At 41.3% G+C, this 15,456-nt stretch carries 15 protein-coding genes; 3 read left to right on the forward strand and 12 right to left on the reverse strand.

The window, feature by feature from the left end:
* Positions 1–82: 82 nt before the first annotated feature.
* The 3 genes from ACEQ1T_RS00090 to thpR form a co-directional block, all read right to left on the reverse strand.
* A complete protein-coding gene (locus tag ACEQ1T_RS00090; protein ID WP_370221369.1) occupies positions 83–1,072 on the reverse strand; it encodes a diacylglycerol kinase family protein in 990 nt (329 codons plus the stop codon).
* Positions 1,062–2,039, reverse strand: coding sequence for a nuclease-related domain-containing protein (locus ACEQ1T_RS00095; RefSeq protein WP_206839190.1), 978 nt, complete (start codon positions 2,037–2,039; stop codon positions 1,062–1,064). The genes ACEQ1T_RS00090 and ACEQ1T_RS00095 overlap by 11 nt, the downstream gene beginning before the upstream one ends.
* 243 nt (positions 2,040–2,282) lie before the next feature.
* Positions 2,283–2,861, reverse strand: a complete 579-nt coding sequence (gene thpR / locus ACEQ1T_RS00100; protein ID WP_206839191.1) for an RNA 2',3'-cyclic phosphodiesterase — start codon at positions 2,859–2,861, stop codon at positions 2,283–2,285.
* A gap of 255 nt (positions 2,862–3,116) precedes the next feature.
* Between thpR and cysK the strand changes: the two genes are divergently transcribed.
* Positions 3,117–4,049, forward strand: coding sequence for a cysteine synthase A (gene cysK, locus ACEQ1T_RS00105; protein WP_206839192.1), 933 nt, complete (start codon positions 3,117–3,119; stop codon positions 4,047–4,049).
* Positions 4,050–4,105: 56 nt separating this feature from the next.
* On the opposite strand, the gene dat is transcribed toward cysK, so the two are convergent.
* From dat to ACEQ1T_RS00130, 5 genes are all read right to left on the reverse strand, one after another.
* Positions 4,106–4,975, reverse strand: coding sequence for a D-amino-acid transaminase (gene dat, locus ACEQ1T_RS00110; RefSeq protein ID WP_370221370.1), 870 nt, complete (start codon positions 4,973–4,975; stop codon positions 4,106–4,108).
* Positions 4,976–5,062: 87 nt separating this feature from the next.
* On the reverse strand, positions 5,063–6,481 hold the full coding sequence (gene pepV / locus ACEQ1T_RS00115) for a dipeptidase PepV (RefSeq protein WP_370221371.1): 1,419 nt from the start codon (positions 6,479–6,481) through the stop codon (positions 5,063–5,065).
* 101 nt (positions 6,482–6,582) lie between these two features.
* On the reverse strand, positions 6,583–7,761 hold the full coding sequence (locus tag ACEQ1T_RS00120) for an ABC transporter permease (RefSeq protein ID WP_206839196.1): 1,179 nt from the start codon (positions 7,759–7,761) through the stop codon (positions 6,583–6,585).
* Positions 7,751–8,467, reverse strand: coding sequence for an ABC transporter ATP-binding protein (locus ACEQ1T_RS00125; RefSeq protein WP_206839197.1), 717 nt, complete (start codon positions 8,465–8,467; stop codon positions 7,751–7,753). Before ACEQ1T_RS00125 ends, ACEQ1T_RS00120 begins: the two co-directional genes overlap by 11 nt.
* A 107-nt stretch (positions 8,468–8,574) precedes the next feature.
* On the reverse strand, positions 8,575–9,849 hold the full coding sequence (locus tag ACEQ1T_RS00130; RefSeq protein ID WP_370221372.1) for a M48 family metallopeptidase: 1,275 nt from the start codon (positions 9,847–9,849) through the stop codon (positions 8,575–8,577).
* Between the two features lie 458 nt (positions 9,850–10,307).
* Here ACEQ1T_RS00130 and ACEQ1T_RS00135 point away from each other — a divergent pair, with 458 nt between their 5' ends.
* Positions 10,308–10,529, forward strand: a complete 222-nt coding sequence (locus ACEQ1T_RS00135; RefSeq protein WP_026041817.1) for a DeoR family transcriptional regulator — start codon at positions 10,308–10,310, stop codon at positions 10,527–10,529.
* Between the two features lie 66 nt (positions 10,530–10,595).
* Here ACEQ1T_RS00135 and ACEQ1T_RS00140 read toward each other — a convergent pair whose 3' ends face one another.
* Together ACEQ1T_RS00140 and ACEQ1T_RS00145 are read right to left on the reverse strand one after the other, a co-directional pair.
* Positions 10,596–11,315: a pseudouridine synthase gene (locus ACEQ1T_RS00140; protein WP_370221373.1), complete on the reverse strand. Its 720-nt coding sequence runs from the start codon at positions 11,313–11,315 to the stop codon at positions 10,596–10,598.
* Between the two features lie 92 nt (positions 11,316–11,407).
* Complete coding sequence (locus ACEQ1T_RS00145) at positions 11,408–13,024, reverse strand: oligosaccharide flippase family protein (protein WP_370221375.1); 1,617 nt, start codon at positions 13,022–13,024, stop codon at positions 11,408–11,410.
* Positions 13,025–13,410: 386 nt separating this feature from the next.
* Here ACEQ1T_RS00145 and ACEQ1T_RS00150 point away from each other — a divergent pair, with 386 nt between their 5' ends.
* Complete coding sequence (locus tag ACEQ1T_RS00150; RefSeq protein ID WP_370221376.1) at positions 13,411–14,679, forward strand: NAD(P)/FAD-dependent oxidoreductase; 1,269 nt, start codon at positions 13,411–13,413, stop codon at positions 14,677–14,679.
* Between the two features lie 29 nt (positions 14,680–14,708).
* On the opposite strand, the gene ACEQ1T_RS00155 is transcribed toward ACEQ1T_RS00150, so the two are convergent.
* The gene (locus ACEQ1T_RS00155; protein WP_009333366.1) at positions 14,709–14,891 is read right to left on the reverse strand and encodes a sporulation protein Cse60; all 183 of its coding nucleotides are present in this window, start codon (positions 14,889–14,891) and stop codon (positions 14,709–14,711) included.
* Positions 14,892–14,993: 102 nt separating this feature from the next.
* A complete protein-coding gene (locus ACEQ1T_RS00160) occupies positions 14,994–15,299 on the reverse strand; it encodes a rhodanese-like domain-containing protein (RefSeq protein ID WP_370221377.1) in 306 nt (101 codons plus the stop codon).
* Positions 15,300–15,456: the final 157 nt, after the last annotated feature.

The raw sequence follows: 15,456 nt of genomic DNA on the forward strand, positions 1-15,456 counted from the left end.
GTCCGTTCAATCGTTATCATTCCGAACTCATCTCCTTTACTTGGTCGGACGGTAATTTAAGAGCAGCTCTCTCCTAAAATCATCACCCATCTTTTACAGTTCCTATAATTACAGGAAGGGCTTCGGGACAAACAGATGCTGAAATTGGGGTGCTTCCTAAGGCCTCGCCATCTGCGTGAAAAGGAATTGGGTGTGAAGATCTAATGCTGACATTTTGTCCCTGAAGAAATGTGACTTCTTTAAATCCTATGTGACGCCCCTTGAAGACAGAGGCAAATACAAACAAAAGTTTTAATCTTGATATATTGTGGACGACCGTAACATTTAGGATTCCATCAAAAGGATTTGCATCCGGAGAAATCTTCATACCGCCTCCATAGAATGGCTGATTGGAAATAGTAATAAACCAGGCAGAATTAAATTGGAGTTTTTTTTCACCAATAGCGATTTCAAGATCAGAGCATTTATAGGTAAACAGCTCTTTTACAAGAAAGATAGCGTATACAAATTTGCCCAGAGATAACTGATTCAAGATACCTTTTATCTTTGAACTGTTAACTTTCCGGGAAATCAGCGCATCAAATCCTGCACCCATATTATTAATAAAATATGTTTTTTTCCCATCTATGTGCCTAATCATCCCGATATCAGCTTTCACAGATGAATGACTACTGATCCCCTTAAGGATTGCTTTTAAAGATTCTGCAGGGGCTTTAGGGACTCCAAAGCCCCGCGAGAAATCATTCCCAGATCCTCCAGGAATAAATCCAACAGTCACATTCTGATGCCCCGCAGCGCCATTCATAACCTCATGAACCGTCCCGTCTCCGCCCACAGCAACAAGATATAATCTTTGCCCGCCTGCCTGTTCTGCATAAATCTTCGCCAATTCCCTGGCATGGCTTTGATATTCTGTCCTAACAGCAGAGTAAGAGATATTTTCCTCTTTCAGGATCAGCTCAACTTTTTTCCAGACTTTCAGACAATAGCCATTTTTCGCCTGCGGGTTAATAATGAACTTAAGCTCTTCCCTGCTATGAGCTTTATCCTCGGGTAAATTTTCATGATTCATCCCGATTCTCCCACTCCAGCCTTTTGACTGATGCAGTCTTGCAATATTGAAGCAGTGCCTGTGCCCCTTTTAATTGAACATGCTTAAGAGGCGAACGCTGGCTTCTCATTGTATGAAACCATTGATCATAGGTCCTTTTCTCGATTAGCTGAACATCAATTGGAGCTGCAGGATAATCAATATAGCCATTTCGGGTAAGTACAGCTTTTTTAATCGGCAATTCGATAGAATGAATTTCAAATATTTTTCGGACAATCTTTTCAGTTCTATTTAGTGCAAGAAGCGGATTCAGGACCTTTCTTTCTTCCCCTCTTCCCTTTTTTGTCCAGAATCTATCCTTCGAACCTGAGAATACCGCTGAATCTTCTTCCTCCAAAAAGCTGATGCACCATACCTCAGTCGGACTTATAACAATGTTTTCTGTTTCCACCGGAGCCTTTTTCAGTAAAAAGATCGGATTGTACATGACAAGATACGTATCCGGATATCGTTGCAAAAAATACTTTAGCTTCTCTTCATAATAGTAATGCTTATCTGGAAATGATTTTTCCGTTAGTGTGGAGGTTGCCCATTTCATCTGGAATCTATAAAGCTGATCCAGAAACTGGTGTTTTAAATTCTCAATTGTTTCTGGACGCACAGCAAAGGAGGCTTCAAATTCAAGCTCATCTCCCTCTTTTTTCAACTCATTCCCGGCAGCCTCGTTTCCCTCTAATTCTTCATTTCTCCCCCGCTTTAATAACCCCTTTAGCTTTACCATCAGCGGCTCTTTTTCTTCCTCAGGCCAGTCTGCCGTGCCGGCAGTATAATGCTGCCCGGAGTGGGGGTTGAAGGATTCATTTGTTTCCCATGCATTATGCCATTTATCCCACTGCTGTTTTTTTAGCCTGACAAAACGGGAAGGATATACAAAAATGTCTTGTTGGTAACGTGAAACATAATCCTGCAATTTAATTAACTGTCCCATTCTCCTAGCCCTGCTTTCGTATATAACTTTCTATCTCTAATTATTCATTTGTTCTTTTTATTTTGCCCGCTGATTTCCGCTACAGGTGCTCGCTTTCCACGGGCTGCGGGGTCTCCCCTGGTGCGCTACTCCCGTTGGAGTCTCGCACCTTCCGCTCCAATCAACTCAGTGATAACTATTTTATATTCTTTCAAAAGCAGCAATGTCACCTAAGCTGTTATTCATTAATAGTATGTATTTATTTTATTCCTCCAAAAGCGGAAAGATGGCAATGCTTTCATATTTCGGAGTTTTGTCCAGGCGGGTTTGGTATAGGACGACTTCTGAAGCCTTAAATTCAAGGGGCCCGTCTTTAAATGGACTGTTAGCGTCCAGCATGCTTTCCTGAAATGGATGAATACCAGCCCATTTTCTTGCCATAGTGATATGAGGTTTAAATGGTCTTGTCTCCAATTCAAAACCCGCTTCCTGGCATGCTGAATATACTTTTGATCTTAATTCTTGAAGATGCTTGTCTTCCTGTGTTCCACACCAGAAAATTCTTGGAGCCTCTTGTTTTCCAAATACGCCAAGTTTGCAGATATTAAGTGGAAATCTTTCTTCGTTTCTGATTGAGTCAGTGACAAGCTTGGCTGCTTTCTGCAGTTTTTCTTCGGGTGCAGACCCAAGAAATGCTAGTGTAATATGATAATCCTCATGATGGACCCAGCGGCTAAAAGTCAATTTTGGTCTTAAATCCCCCATGTATTCTTTCAGTTTTTTCTTTGTTTCCTCCGGTATTTTCATCGCAAAGAAAAAATGAGCATTCATTTGATTAGACACTTGAAATTCCTCCATATTTTCACTTATTTTAACAAACATCAGTTAAGATTGGCAGATACTTTCTGTTTTGTCCTTTTATTTTTGTATTCTTTCCAATTCCTTTTGATTTGATTGGAATAGTCTGGTTTAGTATGATGGATATAATATGAATAGTTATAGATTTCCTTTGTTAGGATGAAATTAAACAGATGGACATAAAATAACAAAGTATTAAACTTCCTTGTTATTACAGTCTTATTCGAAAGGGAGAGTCAGATGAAAGTTGTCAACAATCTCGCGGACCTGATTGGAGATACTCCACTTGTTAAATTAAATAAGCTTGCACCCGAAAATGGCGCAAGCATTTATGCAAAACTTGAATTCTACAATCCAAGCCGCAGTGTAAAAGACCGCGCGGCATATAATATGATTGTCGAAGCTGAGAAAGCAGGCAAATTAAAACCCGGGGCAACCATTATTGAACCAACCAGCGGAAATACCGGTATCGGGCTTGCAATGAATGCAGCAGCACGCGGCTATAAGGCTATTCTGGTTATGCCTGATACCATGACGGCAGAGAGGATCAACCTTTTGAAAGCATATGGAGCAGAAGTTGTCCTGACTCCTGGAGATGACAAAATGCCCGGGGCTATTAATAAAGCAAATGAACTGGCTGAGGAGATTCCAAACAGCTTTGTGCCGATGCAATTTGAAAATAACGCTAACCCGGATGCACATCGCCATTCAACAGCAGTCGAAATTATTGAGGGCATGAAGGAAATCGGCAAACCACTTTCAGCCTTTGTTGCCACGGCAGGGACGGGCGGCACGATTACTGGCACAGGTGAAGTTTTGAAAGAGCATTATCCTGGATTAGAAGTGCATGTTGTGGAGCCAAAAGGCTCGCCCGTCCTATCGGGCGGAAAGCCTGGCAGGCACAAACTTGTCGGCACAAGTCCCGGATTTGTTCCGGAGATTCTCAATACGGATGTTTATGATGAAATTCACCAAATCAAAGATGAAGAAGCATATGATACGACACGAAGAATGGCAAGAGAAGAAGGGATATTAGTCGGTCCATCCTCAGGAGCAGCCTGCTATGCCGCCATCCAGGTAGCAAAAAGGCTTAAACCGGATGATGTTGTCGTATTTATTGTATGTGATACTGGAGAAAGATATCTTTCAAGCGATCTATTTCAGTTTGAGTAAGTAAGTTAAAAGACCCCAGGGATTGTTCCATTGTTCCTGGGGTCTTTCGTTTTAGATTATCTAATTTTAACCGTCAGACTGCCGCACTGACTTTCAATTGCCTCTTCAAAAAGGTTCTGTAATTTATTTGTTAATGGACCAGGTCTGCCATTACCAACAGGCTTTCCTTCAATCTCTGTAATCGGAGTAATTTCAGCTGATGTACTGGACATAACGACTTCATCTGCGCCCAGCAGATCTGCTTTTGTAAAAGCAGATTCTTCAAGCGCTATTCCATTTTCCCTGCAGATCTCATTAATCTTACGCCGGGTAATGCCATTTAGAATCAGATTTGTTGCAGGATGAGTATATAATGTCCCATCTTTTACGATTGCAATATTGGAGGAACTCCCTTCAGTCACGGTATCCCCTCGGTGCTGAATAGCTTCAAAGCAGCCTGATTGAGCTGCTTTTTGCTTCGCCATGATATTGCCAAGCAAATTCAAGCTCTTTATATCACAGCGCAGCCAGCGAATATCTTCAATCAAACTTGCCTTAACGCCATTTCTCATACTCTCAACAGGTCTTTTGTTTTCACGGGTATAGGCGGTAAGCACCGGTGCAACGTCTGCTCCAGGATAAGCATGATTTCTTGGAGAAGTCCCCCTGGAAAATTGCATATATACTATTCCCAGTTCGAGATTATTCCTTTCGATCATCTCTGCAAGCATCTGTTTAAGCTGCCCTATAGAATAAGGGATATCGAGCTCTATTTTCCTTCCGCTCTCAAGCAGCCTTTCAAGGTGCTCATCTGCCGTAAACATTTTTCCGTTATAGACGCGGATCACTTCATAGACGCCATCACCAAATTGATAGCCCCGGTCCTCGATATCCACTTTCGCTTCTGATCGTTCAATCAAGTCTCCGTTCAAAATAACATATTCCATTTCCCAGCCACTCCCTGTATATGTTTTTTTGTCTAATCTATTAGCTGTTTATGTAAAATCTTTCAGCCATCATATCAGGTTTCAGAGCTATTTCGCAAGTTCATAAATCGCCTGTGCATAAATAGCTGCAGCTTTTATTAAATCCTCAATAAACACATATTCATCTTTTTGATGTGCCACGTCTTCCCTGCCTGGGAAAAGCGGGCCAAATGCCACTCCAGACTTCAAGGAACGTGCATATGTGCCCCCGCCAATTGATAAGAGCTCTGCCTTTTCGCCAGTCTGCTGTTCATACACTTTTTTCAGGGTCTGTATAAGAAAATCATCTTCTTTCACATGATGCGGCTTGGAATCAGTGAAATTCTCTAATCTGAAATGTTCGTCTTCAATCAATGACTGAAGCTTATTTTTCGTATCATCCATATTGTTAGTGACAGGATAACGTACATTAAAGCCTAAACGGCCGCCATTTTCTTTTGTATATGAAAGTTTTCCTACATTAACGGTTAAATCTCCGGTAATCTCATCCGTACAGGCGATGCCAAGCTTTCTTCCTCTGGAATCATCACATAAGTATCGGGATACAAACTGAAAATATTGGCATGCCTTCCCATCCAGCTGAAGGGACGCCAGGAATGATGCCATCAGAATACCTGCATTTTTTCCATTATCAGGCTCCATCCCATGAGCCGAAACCCCCTGAAGCTCCAGAATCAGTTCGCCGTTATCTATGTAATACTTTCCTTCAAGCTCAGTCTTTTTCAGGAAATCAATATACCTTTGCACCACTTCAGTGTGTTCAAGATGGACTGCAAGACTGGCTCTTGCAAAATCAGGAACCATGTTATATCTTCTTCCTGACTGAAAATGCACGACCTCTGCCAATACTTCCCTGTCTGTTTCTTCGGTATGGCCAATTTGGACAAGATCAAAATCTGAGATGCCCTTTTCTGCATAGATGATTGGGAAATCTGCATCAGGTGCAAATCCCATTGCTGGCATTTCTTCGTGTTTAAAATAATGCTCTACACAGCGCCAGTCACTTTCTTCATCTGTTCCAATAATCATTCGAACCCGTTTGCTTAAAGGCAGCTCTAATTCCTTTACAATTTTCATAGCATAATAAGCAGCCATCGTCGGGCCTTTGTCGTCGATCGCCCCTCTGGCAAAAATCTTTCCATCGCGGATTTCTGCACCAAATGGATCGCTAGTCCATCCATCTCCTTCAGGAACTACATCGACATGACAAAGTACACCAACAATTTCTTCACCCTCGCCAAATTCCAGGTGACCAGCCAGGCTGCCGACATTTTTAGCAGTGAATCCATCCTTTTCTCCAAGTTCAAGCATGAAATCGAGCGCTTCCTTTACACCTTCACCAAGGGGCGCATCATCTGCTGCATTCTCTTCATCCAGCAGACTTTTAATTCTCAAAAGTTTTTGAGTATCTTCAATTAAAGCGTCTTTTCTGTTATTAACCTCTTTTTGCCAATCCAATATGTTCATAAAGCTGCCTCCTTATCCTGATTTGAACTGTTATGATTTCCCCATTATAACCCAATTGCCTGCAATTTGCTTTTGGGACTGATAATAGGAACATACTTTTATTATGCACCAGGAATGCTGAACCTTGCCAAGATGATTGTCAAGACGCTTACAATCAGGCTTAAGATCAAAATGGCGAGGAAGAAAAAGGCTATGACCGTTCTATTTCTTGCGGTGAAATAGAAATCTTTTTCACTATATTTTTTCGTAAAAGGATGGGACATAATGGCTTTATCCCAGGTGATGGAAAGCCATGTATACATTAAGAAAAGGAAGACGCCCGACACAATAACTTTTATCCATAGTGGCGGAATGGAAATAATCCCCGCTGCGCTTACAGAAATGATTTGAAAATAACTGAAAATATATGAGGGATTCCGTATGAAAATCTTAATAAATAATTCTATCAGTCCCGTAATGGGTGTTCTCTTTTTAAAGATCCGTCTGGAGTTTCTGAATAATAGAGGTTTTGTCCTCATTGAAATAGCAGGCTTTTCTATTTCTGGAGCCATCATAAATATCCATTTGATATACTTTGTTTTTTCCTCCTGCTCCAGCATAATTTCAAAGTCTAACGCCGATATCTTTTTCAGCATCCGGGAGACTCTCATTAGGGTACCGGAAAGCAGCACTGCCGAAATCATATAAACCGGTAAGACTGCACCGAAATTCCACAGTGAATAGACGAGCTGGCTGAACCAGCTTAATAATACAAACAGCAGAAAGCAAATTACATATCTTTTAAACTTCCCTTCAATCCTTTTCAGATAATAGGAAATTGTCATAATAACCCATTTCATAGGAATGAAAAAAATCAGCAGGGCAATGATTTGACTCCATTGCAAAAAATAACTGTTCTTTAGAAAGGGAAGAAGAAGAGCTATCATCGCGCCTGTACTGATTGCCTGAAAGAGTAGTGAATAGCCAAATCCCCATTTTCTCATTCCCAAATAGAGGCTCTTGTTCTTCACCAGAAATACTTTATCAGCCTCTTGTATAAAAGGGCGAAAGTTTCCCAGCCATGAAAAAATATAAAGCAGGAAGAAAAGGATAAATATTGGCAAGTCGGCAATCCATTCCGGCGCTTCTAACCACCAGGAGCGATATATCATTCCAAAAATGACAGCACCGGGAACAACGAGATAAACCATGATGGTCCAATCTGCAATGGAACGGAAAATACCAAACTGATACTTCCAGCTATTGATTAACCTTCCAAGAAAGAGCGAACTACTTCTCATTGTCATTTCCCTCTGCAATCTGATGAAAGCAATCATAAAGCGAACCAGTCAAAAGACCGCATTGCTGCCTGATATCGTCTAATGAGCCGGATGCTTTCAACTGGCCATCATGCACTATTAGAAAGCGGCCGCATACTTTCTCAGCAGTATCCAGAACATGCGTGGACATTAGAATGCCTGCACCCCTTTGCCTCTCTCTTTCAATTGATTCCAGAAACAGTTTCATAGCATTAGGATCCAGCCCAATAAACGGTTCATCAATAATATAGACATCCGGCTTGGCAAGCATCGCGAGAATCAGCATGGCCTTTTGCTGCATACCCTTTGAATATGTGCCGGGAAATCTATGAGCGTGTTTAGACAGATTGTACTCCTTCAAAAGCTCTGCCGCTCTCTTCTTATACCGGATTTCCGGCAGTCCCTCTACGGCAGCTGTAAAATCCAAGTGTTCCCACAATGTCAGCTCATCATAAAAAATGGGGCGTTCAGGTATATAGGAATACTTAACTCCCTGCTTAAATTCCACTGTCCCCTTTTTATGTTCCAATAATCCAAGGAGTGTTTTAATCGTTGTGCTTTTTCCTGCTCCGTTAGGACCTATTAGCCCTATCAATTCCCCTGCTTTTAAAGCAAAATTAATATTATGTATGATCGGTTTTCCATTTTCATAGCCTGCTGATGCAATATCGGCGTTTAATAAGTTCATTTACTCTCCTCCTGACTATACATACGGATATAATTGGAAAAGGTTTGCTCTTTTTCATATTTTCTTTAAGACCTTAATAAAACTGCCCCTACAAAGGGGCAGTTTCATTAGGGCTGGAGGATATCCATTAATTCTGTATTTTCAAAGTCTGCAGCGTAATCATAGGCTGTATAGCCATCCGCATCTTTCACAGCGGGATCTGCACCATATTCCAGAAGAAGCATAGCCATTTCACTATCCTCATTAAAAACTGCACTCATTAAAGGGGTGGTTTGATAATTATCTGCCGTATTAGGCTGTGCGCCATTTTCCAGCAGAAGGGCAGCGCTGTCATACTGGCCATAAGAAACAGCCCAGTGTAAGGCAGTAGTGCCATCTGCATCCATTTCCTCCATATCAGCTCCATCAGCCAGTAAAGTGCGGATCATTTCAGTATCATTTTCACTCGCCGCATTCATTAGAGCGGTAGCCCCTTCAATGCCCATAACCGTTTCAGTCCACAAATCCATCTTTTCAAGTGATTTAAAGCCAACCCAAAGTCCGCCGGAAAGAATAGTCAGCGTTAGGACTGATGCTGCTAACCCCAGCCATATCCTGCCCTTTGGTTCTTTTAACTCAACTGCAGATTCTTCAGCAAAAACTTTTGATAAAGCATAAATTCTTTTTGGCAGGTGAGGATGGGTGGAAAGTTTTTCATTCAGCCAGACAAAAAATCCGGTTTCCGTTTGGAGCTGCTCCATGTATGCCTGCTTATTGACCTTAGGATAAAGTTCTTTTCCAATGGCAAGCATAGTCAGGGCATCTCTTGATGCTTCAAACGACTTTATATAAAAGGCAGCATAACGGTCACAAGTATACTCGCATGCTCTTAAGTACGCATTCCCGAGGAATGGAACCCACATAGCAGGAAGCAGAAGAAGGCTTATGATAACATGCTTTCTTTTTAAATGAGCAAACTCATGGGCCAGAACGAACAGCACTTCCTTTTCAGCTCCCCGAGCAGTCAACTCAAAAATACCAGAATATAACACAACCATATTTCTTCTGAAAAACCTGGTTGCAAAGGCATTTAAGACTCCTTCAGACTCAATCACATATATATCCGGCAGATCTCGCAGACCCATTTCATTGGCAGTTAGTACTGCTTTTTCATAAATCTCCGGAAATTGTTTCTCACTTATTCTTACTCCGTTTCTTCTGATCCCGCCCATCATAATCCCATGGAACAGAAGAGATACAAGGATTAAGCCCAAAATAATCACAATCCCAATAATAGAGAATGCGAGAAAAATATAAGACAAAATACTAAATAAAGCAACAAACGCAAAATAAATGTTTTCCTTCGGGTATACCAGGCGATCTCTCAGCGAGTGAGCTTCCATAACACTTTCTTCCTTTCAATCTCTTTTAAATATACCAATTGATTATAATCAAAAAACAAATTTTAGGATATAGAAACTTTCCTGAATGATTATTTGAATTTTCAGTACATATTACAAGCCCCTTCTGCCATAAGTTATAGTAATAGTCCCTTTTCCCATCGAGGTTTAATCGCAAATAATTAGGGAATTGAACATACATTAAAAAGGAGGGGAATGTAAAGACTAAAACAGAAGCAGCATTATAAATTTTTTGTAAAATTGTATTCTTAAAGTAGAAATAATCAGATAATAGCGTTACAATATAGTCAGAGGTATGACATCTTGATTAAAATAACCAGAATACAAAGGGGTTGTCTGGGGAAAAGAAAACTACATACGATTGAAGGAAAATCCTTCAATGTAGCTGTCGGTTGCAGGAAATTGCCATGGGGTTTGAAAAAAGGATAGGGAGTGGTTTTTTGAAACCTTCAACTAACCGGATGTTAAACCGTGTAAAATCCGTCTACATGTTTATTAGTAAGCGCGGAACTGTAACAACTCAGGAGCTTGTAGAGGAATTTGGTATTACTCCTCGCACCATACAAAGAGATTTAAATGTCCTCGCCTACAATGACTTGGTTAAGAGTCCGAGCAGAGGCAAATGGACCATTACTCAAAAGAAAGTAAAGATGTCATCTTAACACTCAAAGCATAATCAACCTAATAAAAATAAAAAATCGCCCTGCTGTCAGGGCGATTTTTCCGTCTCATCTCATTTCATAATTCATCAGCTTATCAAGCTCTTCATCAGTCAATTCCCGATATTCACCCAATTCCAATGTTTCATCCAGCTCGAGCGGGCCCATTGAGAGTCTTTTTAAATAGATGACTCTTTTGCCCACTGCCTCAAACATTCTTTTCACCTGATGAAACTTTCCCTCTGTGATAGTTAACTCAATATCGGATGTTATGCCGGATTTAAGAATCTCAAGCTCACCAGGCTTAGTTTCATAGCCGTCATCCAATATAACCCCTTTTTTAAATGCGACAATATCATCTGCTGTGACTTCACTGTCTATGACTGCAAAATAGGTTTTAGGAACATGCTTCTTTGGAGAAAGCAGCCGATGTGCCAGCTGGCCGTCATTGGTCAGCAGCAAAAGCCCTTCTGTATCCTTATCCAGGCGCCCTACTGGAAAAGGAGAAAAAACAAGGTCTTCCATTTCGAGCAGGTCCACCACGGTTTCAAATTGAGAGTCTTCCGTTGCGGAAATGACGCCTGGCGGTTTGTTCATCATCAAATAAATGAATTCCTTATATTCAACCTTTTCCCCATTAATGATGACAGCATCCTGTTCAGGATTGACCTGGTGCTTGGGATCCTTTACTTTTACATCATTTACGGTTACAGCTCCATCCTTTAAAAGCTTTTTAACATCCTTACGGCTGCCGTAGCCCAGATTGGCCAGCATTTTGTCAATTCTCATGGCTGCCCCTCCTCCAATATAATTTTGAGTAAGCGAAAGGCTTTAACATACCTCCGCTTTAAAAAGGCCCCCATCAAGGAGACCTTCTATTTTTATGACTTCAATCTTAATTTCTTAAGCATTCTATCGACTCTTGATCCGAACAGAAGATAGATTAATTTTGTTCTGAAGCTTAGGTAAAAATAGACTCCCGCTCCTGCTGCTGCGCAGGTAATGACAATGATGATAGCCTGGAAATTGGATGCCGGCGATAAGAAGGCAGTTGTGATTTTATAAACCACGCCTGCAGCAATGTACATGCATGCAGTAAATAATACAATCAATATTCCTCTTCTTAAGACAAGCTTGAAAGGATATTTTGCAAATGTTTTAATTACGAAAAGGTTAATTAAAATAGCTGCGATATAGCCAAGAGCGGTTGCAAATACTGCTCCCTGTGTTTCGAACAGTTTTATGAGCGGAATATTCAGTGACAGCTTTACAAGCAGGCCAGTCAGCAAACTTAAGATTGTAAAACGCTGTTCATTGATTCCCTGCAGAATGGCTGCAGTTACCGAATAATAAGCAAAGAGAATCGCCACTGGCGCATAAGTTCTTAACACTTCAGTACCAAGATCTTTATGTTCATAAAACAGGGTGAAAACCGGCTCGGCAAGCAGGGACAATCCTGCCACGGCAGGAAGAGTCAGAAAGAGAAGCACCTGGAAAGTCTGGTTAAGCTGGCGGTTTAAATCTGACCTGTCTTCTTCCATAAATGCTTTCGTCACACTTGGCACAAGCGTCAGCGAGAAAGCTGTGGCAAGCGAGACGGGAATGATGACCAGCTTATGCGTCTCAAAGTTCAGGACAGAAAAGGCTGCTACTGCATTTTTCGATTCACCGATGGCATCCATCGCCCTGGTAAATGTAATCTGATCGATAAACTGAAAGAGAGGATTCGCGAGACCAACAAATACAAACGGTGCTGCATAAAGAATGATTTCTTTATAAATTTCCTTTAAGGAAATGTCAACGGTCCCTTTATCTTCCTCAAGCATTTTATCCAAATGCGGCTTGCGTTTATACCAATACCAGAATAATACCCCGAGGCTTCCGAGGCCGCCAATAAAGGCAGCAAAGGTGGCGACACTGATCGCTGTGGTCAGCGATCCCTCCATAACATTTAAAACAACATAAGCACCTGCTAGAACAAACAGGATGCGGACAATCTGCTCCACAACCTGTGAAACAGCAGTAGGACCCATCGACTGATGTCCCTGAAAGAACCCCCTTATCAAACTCATGAACGGAATTATAATCAGGGCAAATGATACAGCTCTGATTACAGTTGTAACATCTTCAACACTAACCTCAACGTCTTTCCCTGCCAGCGTCATTTCGGCAACCGCCGGTGCAAGGAAGAAGAGTATCAGGAATGAAATGATTCCGCTTGCCGTCATGACTGCCAAACCTGATTTGAACAGCTTTCTTCCGACCGCATATTCCTCTATTGCATTATATTTAGAGATAAATTTTGAAACAGCAAGCGGAACCCCAGCTGTTGCAACACTAATAAAGATTGTATAAGGTGTATACGAAAAGGAATAAAGGGCTGTCCCTTCCTTCCCGACAATTTGGTAAAAAGGAATAACATAAAACAAACCAAGAACCTTCGAGATAATTGTGCCAAGCGTAAGGATGAAGGTTCCCTTTAAGAGCTTAGATGACATATAATCCCTTCCTTTATGAAATGCGGAAGCGCCTTGACCACCCCCGACACCTCGAGGGGGTAGGCGCTCCTCCTAAAAGCTAGCGCTTTTAGTCGTGCGATGATAAAGCTGTCGAAGCGTTCCTTGTGGAGCTAGACAGTTATCGACTTTCAAATCGTTCTTTCTTATTTAAAAAACTGCAGCATGCAAACTATAACAGTATATGAATGCCCAAGCTAAGTTCGTCATTTTTCTATCTTTTTAGACACACTATTTGTAGTGTACTCTTCTTACTGAAGAAATTCCACTTGCAATACCGCATAATGGGGCATTATTTTTAGAAATAGGATATTTGATTTATAATGGAGCTATTGCTTTTTTAGCTAATAAGATAAGTTGGTGAAAACATGAAATATAATGTAATAGTTATAGGCGGGGGGCCATCGGGATTGATGGCAGCAATTGGTGCTGCTGAACAGAAGGCAAAGGTCCTGCTGATTGACAAAGGAAACAAGCTTGGAAGAAAGCTTGCCATTTCCGGAGGAGGCCGGTGCAATGTCACAAACAGGCTGCCAGTGGATGAAATCATTAAGCATATTCCTGGAAATGGCCGGTTTTTGTACAGCGCATTCTCCATTTTCAGCAATGAAGATATTATCCGATTCTTTGAGAATTTGGGAATTAAGCTGAAAGAGGAAGATCACGGGCGGATGTTTCCCGTTACCGACAAAGCACAATCTGTTGTTGATGCCCTGATTTCAAGGCTGAAAGAGCTGAACGTCAATATCAAAACGGACAGCCCCATTCAGGATGTTCGCTATGAAAATGGCAGGGTGAAAGCGGTAAAATTAAAAACAGGCGATGTTTATGAAGCAGACTCAGTTGTGATAGCCGTCGGAGGAAAATCAGTCCCTCATACCGGCTCAACCGGTGACGGCTATGCATGGGCGGAAAAAGCAGGCCATACGATTACAGAGCTTTTCCCAACCGAAGTTCCGCTGACATCTTCTGAGAAATTTATTAAAGAAAAAATGCTGCAGGGACTGTCGCTCCGGAGTGTGGCACTTAGTGTTTTAAACCCTAAAGGAAAAGCGCTCATAACTCATCGGATGGATATGATTTTTACCCATTTTGGCATTAGCGGCCCGGCCGTTTTGCGCTGCAGCCAATATGCGGTGAAAGCGATGAAGAAGTGGAATTTAAAAGAAGTAGTCATGAATTTGGACGCTATCCCGGATACAAAGGAAGAGCCTCTTTTTCAGGAAGTGTCCAAAAAGATTAAAGAAGATCCAAAGAAAAGTATTAAAAATCTCTTAAAAGGGATGCTTCCCGAAAGATATCTTTTGTTTCTTTTTGAGCAGAACGGAATGGATCCATCCTCACAGGGAGCTGCGATTTCAAACGAAAAGATCAGAAGTTTTGTTAAAGCCTGCAAATCTTTTCAATTTAAAGTAAATGGGACGTTGCCTCTAGATAAAGCCTTTGTTACCGGCGGAGGGGTTTCCGTCAAAGAAATTGAACCGCAAACAATGGCTTCAAAATTGATGGAAGGACTTTTCTTCTGCGGAGAAATCCTGGACATCCATGGCTACACAGGCGGGTATAATATTACATCCGCACTTGTAACAGGCAGGTTAGCCGGAATAAACGCAGCAGTTTCAGCTAGAATCTTATAAATAAAGATAGAGCCTGATGCTCCTCAGAATCAGGCTCTATATATAACCATGGCAGAGAAACAATAAATTTGTTCGTCTTCATCCTCTTGCACTGCCGCAACATTATATTTTATATCCAGCAGCTTTTTTTCCTCAATCTTTTCCAGAAAATGATTCATATCCTTTTCCAGGTCTTTTTCATGTTCATGATCAAATAACTTTACCTTTATCACAGGAAACTTCCTTTCATAGTTTTTTATCAGTCTTGTCAATTATCTGAATTTTTAAAACAAACACATAAAAAAAAACGAAGCCTTCTGCGGCTCCGCTCTATTCTATTTTGTTTCCCCCTGCCAGTTCAGCATGCCCCCTGTCATATTGCGGACTTTATATCCCTGGTCCTGCAAATAGTGGCATACGTTTCCGCTGCGATTGCCAGAACGGCAAATAATAATGTACTCCGTATCTTTATCAAATTTATCAAGATTCTCGGGTACCGTGCCCATACGGATATGTCTCGCGCCTGGAATCATGCCGGATGCAACCTCTTCATCTTCCCTCACATCTACAAGCTCAAGCTTCTCCCCAGCTTCAAGCTTTTTCTGTAATTCTTCTGTTGTAATCTCTTCAATACGGTCCAATCCTAACACCCTTTCTGGAAAGCTTTATAAATAGCACTTAGCATTTAATAATGCTGCCACTCCTATAATACCCTATATGGCACAAAAAATATAAATGGGAAGTTTCTATAACACAACTACAAAAACCACCCCTGATCTAATAGAGGTGGTTTCATCT

The sequence above is a fragment of the Cytobacillus sp. genome (assembly GCF_964223445.1).
Classification (GTDB): domain Bacteria; phylum Bacillota; class Bacilli; order Bacillales; family Cytobacillaceae; genus Cytobacillus.

Bases quoted from the DNA above. Each gene is read 5' to 3' on its own strand.
- ACEQ1T_RS00090 (WP_370221369.1), bottom strand. From the start codon at position 1,072: ATGAATCATGAAAATTTACCCGAGGATAAAGCTCATAGCAGGGAAGAG.
- ACEQ1T_RS00095 (WP_206839190.1), bottom strand. From the start codon at position 2,039: ATGGGACAGTTAATTAAATTGCAGGATTATGTTTCACGTTACCAACAA.
- cysK (WP_206839192.1), top strand. From the start codon at position 3,117: ATGAAAGTTGTCAACAATCTCGCGGACCTGATTGGAGATACTCCACTT.
- dat (WP_370221370.1), bottom strand. From the start codon at position 4,975: ATGGAATATGTTATTTTGAACGGAGACTTGATTGAACGATCAGAAGCG.
- pepV (WP_370221371.1), bottom strand. From the start codon at position 6,481: ATGAACATATTGGATTGGCAAAAAGAGGTTAATAACAGAAAAGACGCT.
- ACEQ1T_RS00120 (WP_206839196.1), bottom strand. From the start codon at position 7,761: ATGAGAAGTAGTTCGCTCTTTCTTGGAAGGTTAATCAATAGCTGGAAG.
- ACEQ1T_RS00125 (WP_206839197.1), bottom strand. From the start codon at position 8,467: ATGAACTTATTAAACGCCGATATTGCATCAGCAGGCTATGAAAATGGA.
- ACEQ1T_RS00130 (WP_370221372.1), bottom strand. From the start codon at position 9,849: ATGGAAGCTCACTCGCTGAGAGATCGCCTGGTATACCCGAAGGAAAAC.
- ACEQ1T_RS00140 (WP_370221373.1), bottom strand. From the start codon at position 11,315: ATGAGAATTGACAAAATGCTGGCCAATCTGGGCTACGGCAGCCGTAAG.
- ACEQ1T_RS00145 (WP_370221375.1), bottom strand. From the start codon at position 13,024: ATGTCATCTAAGCTCTTAAAGGGAACCTTCATCCTTACGCTTGGCACA.
- ACEQ1T_RS00150 (WP_370221376.1), top strand. From the start codon at position 13,411: ATGAAATATAATGTAATAGTTATAGGCGGGGGGCCATCGGGATTGATG.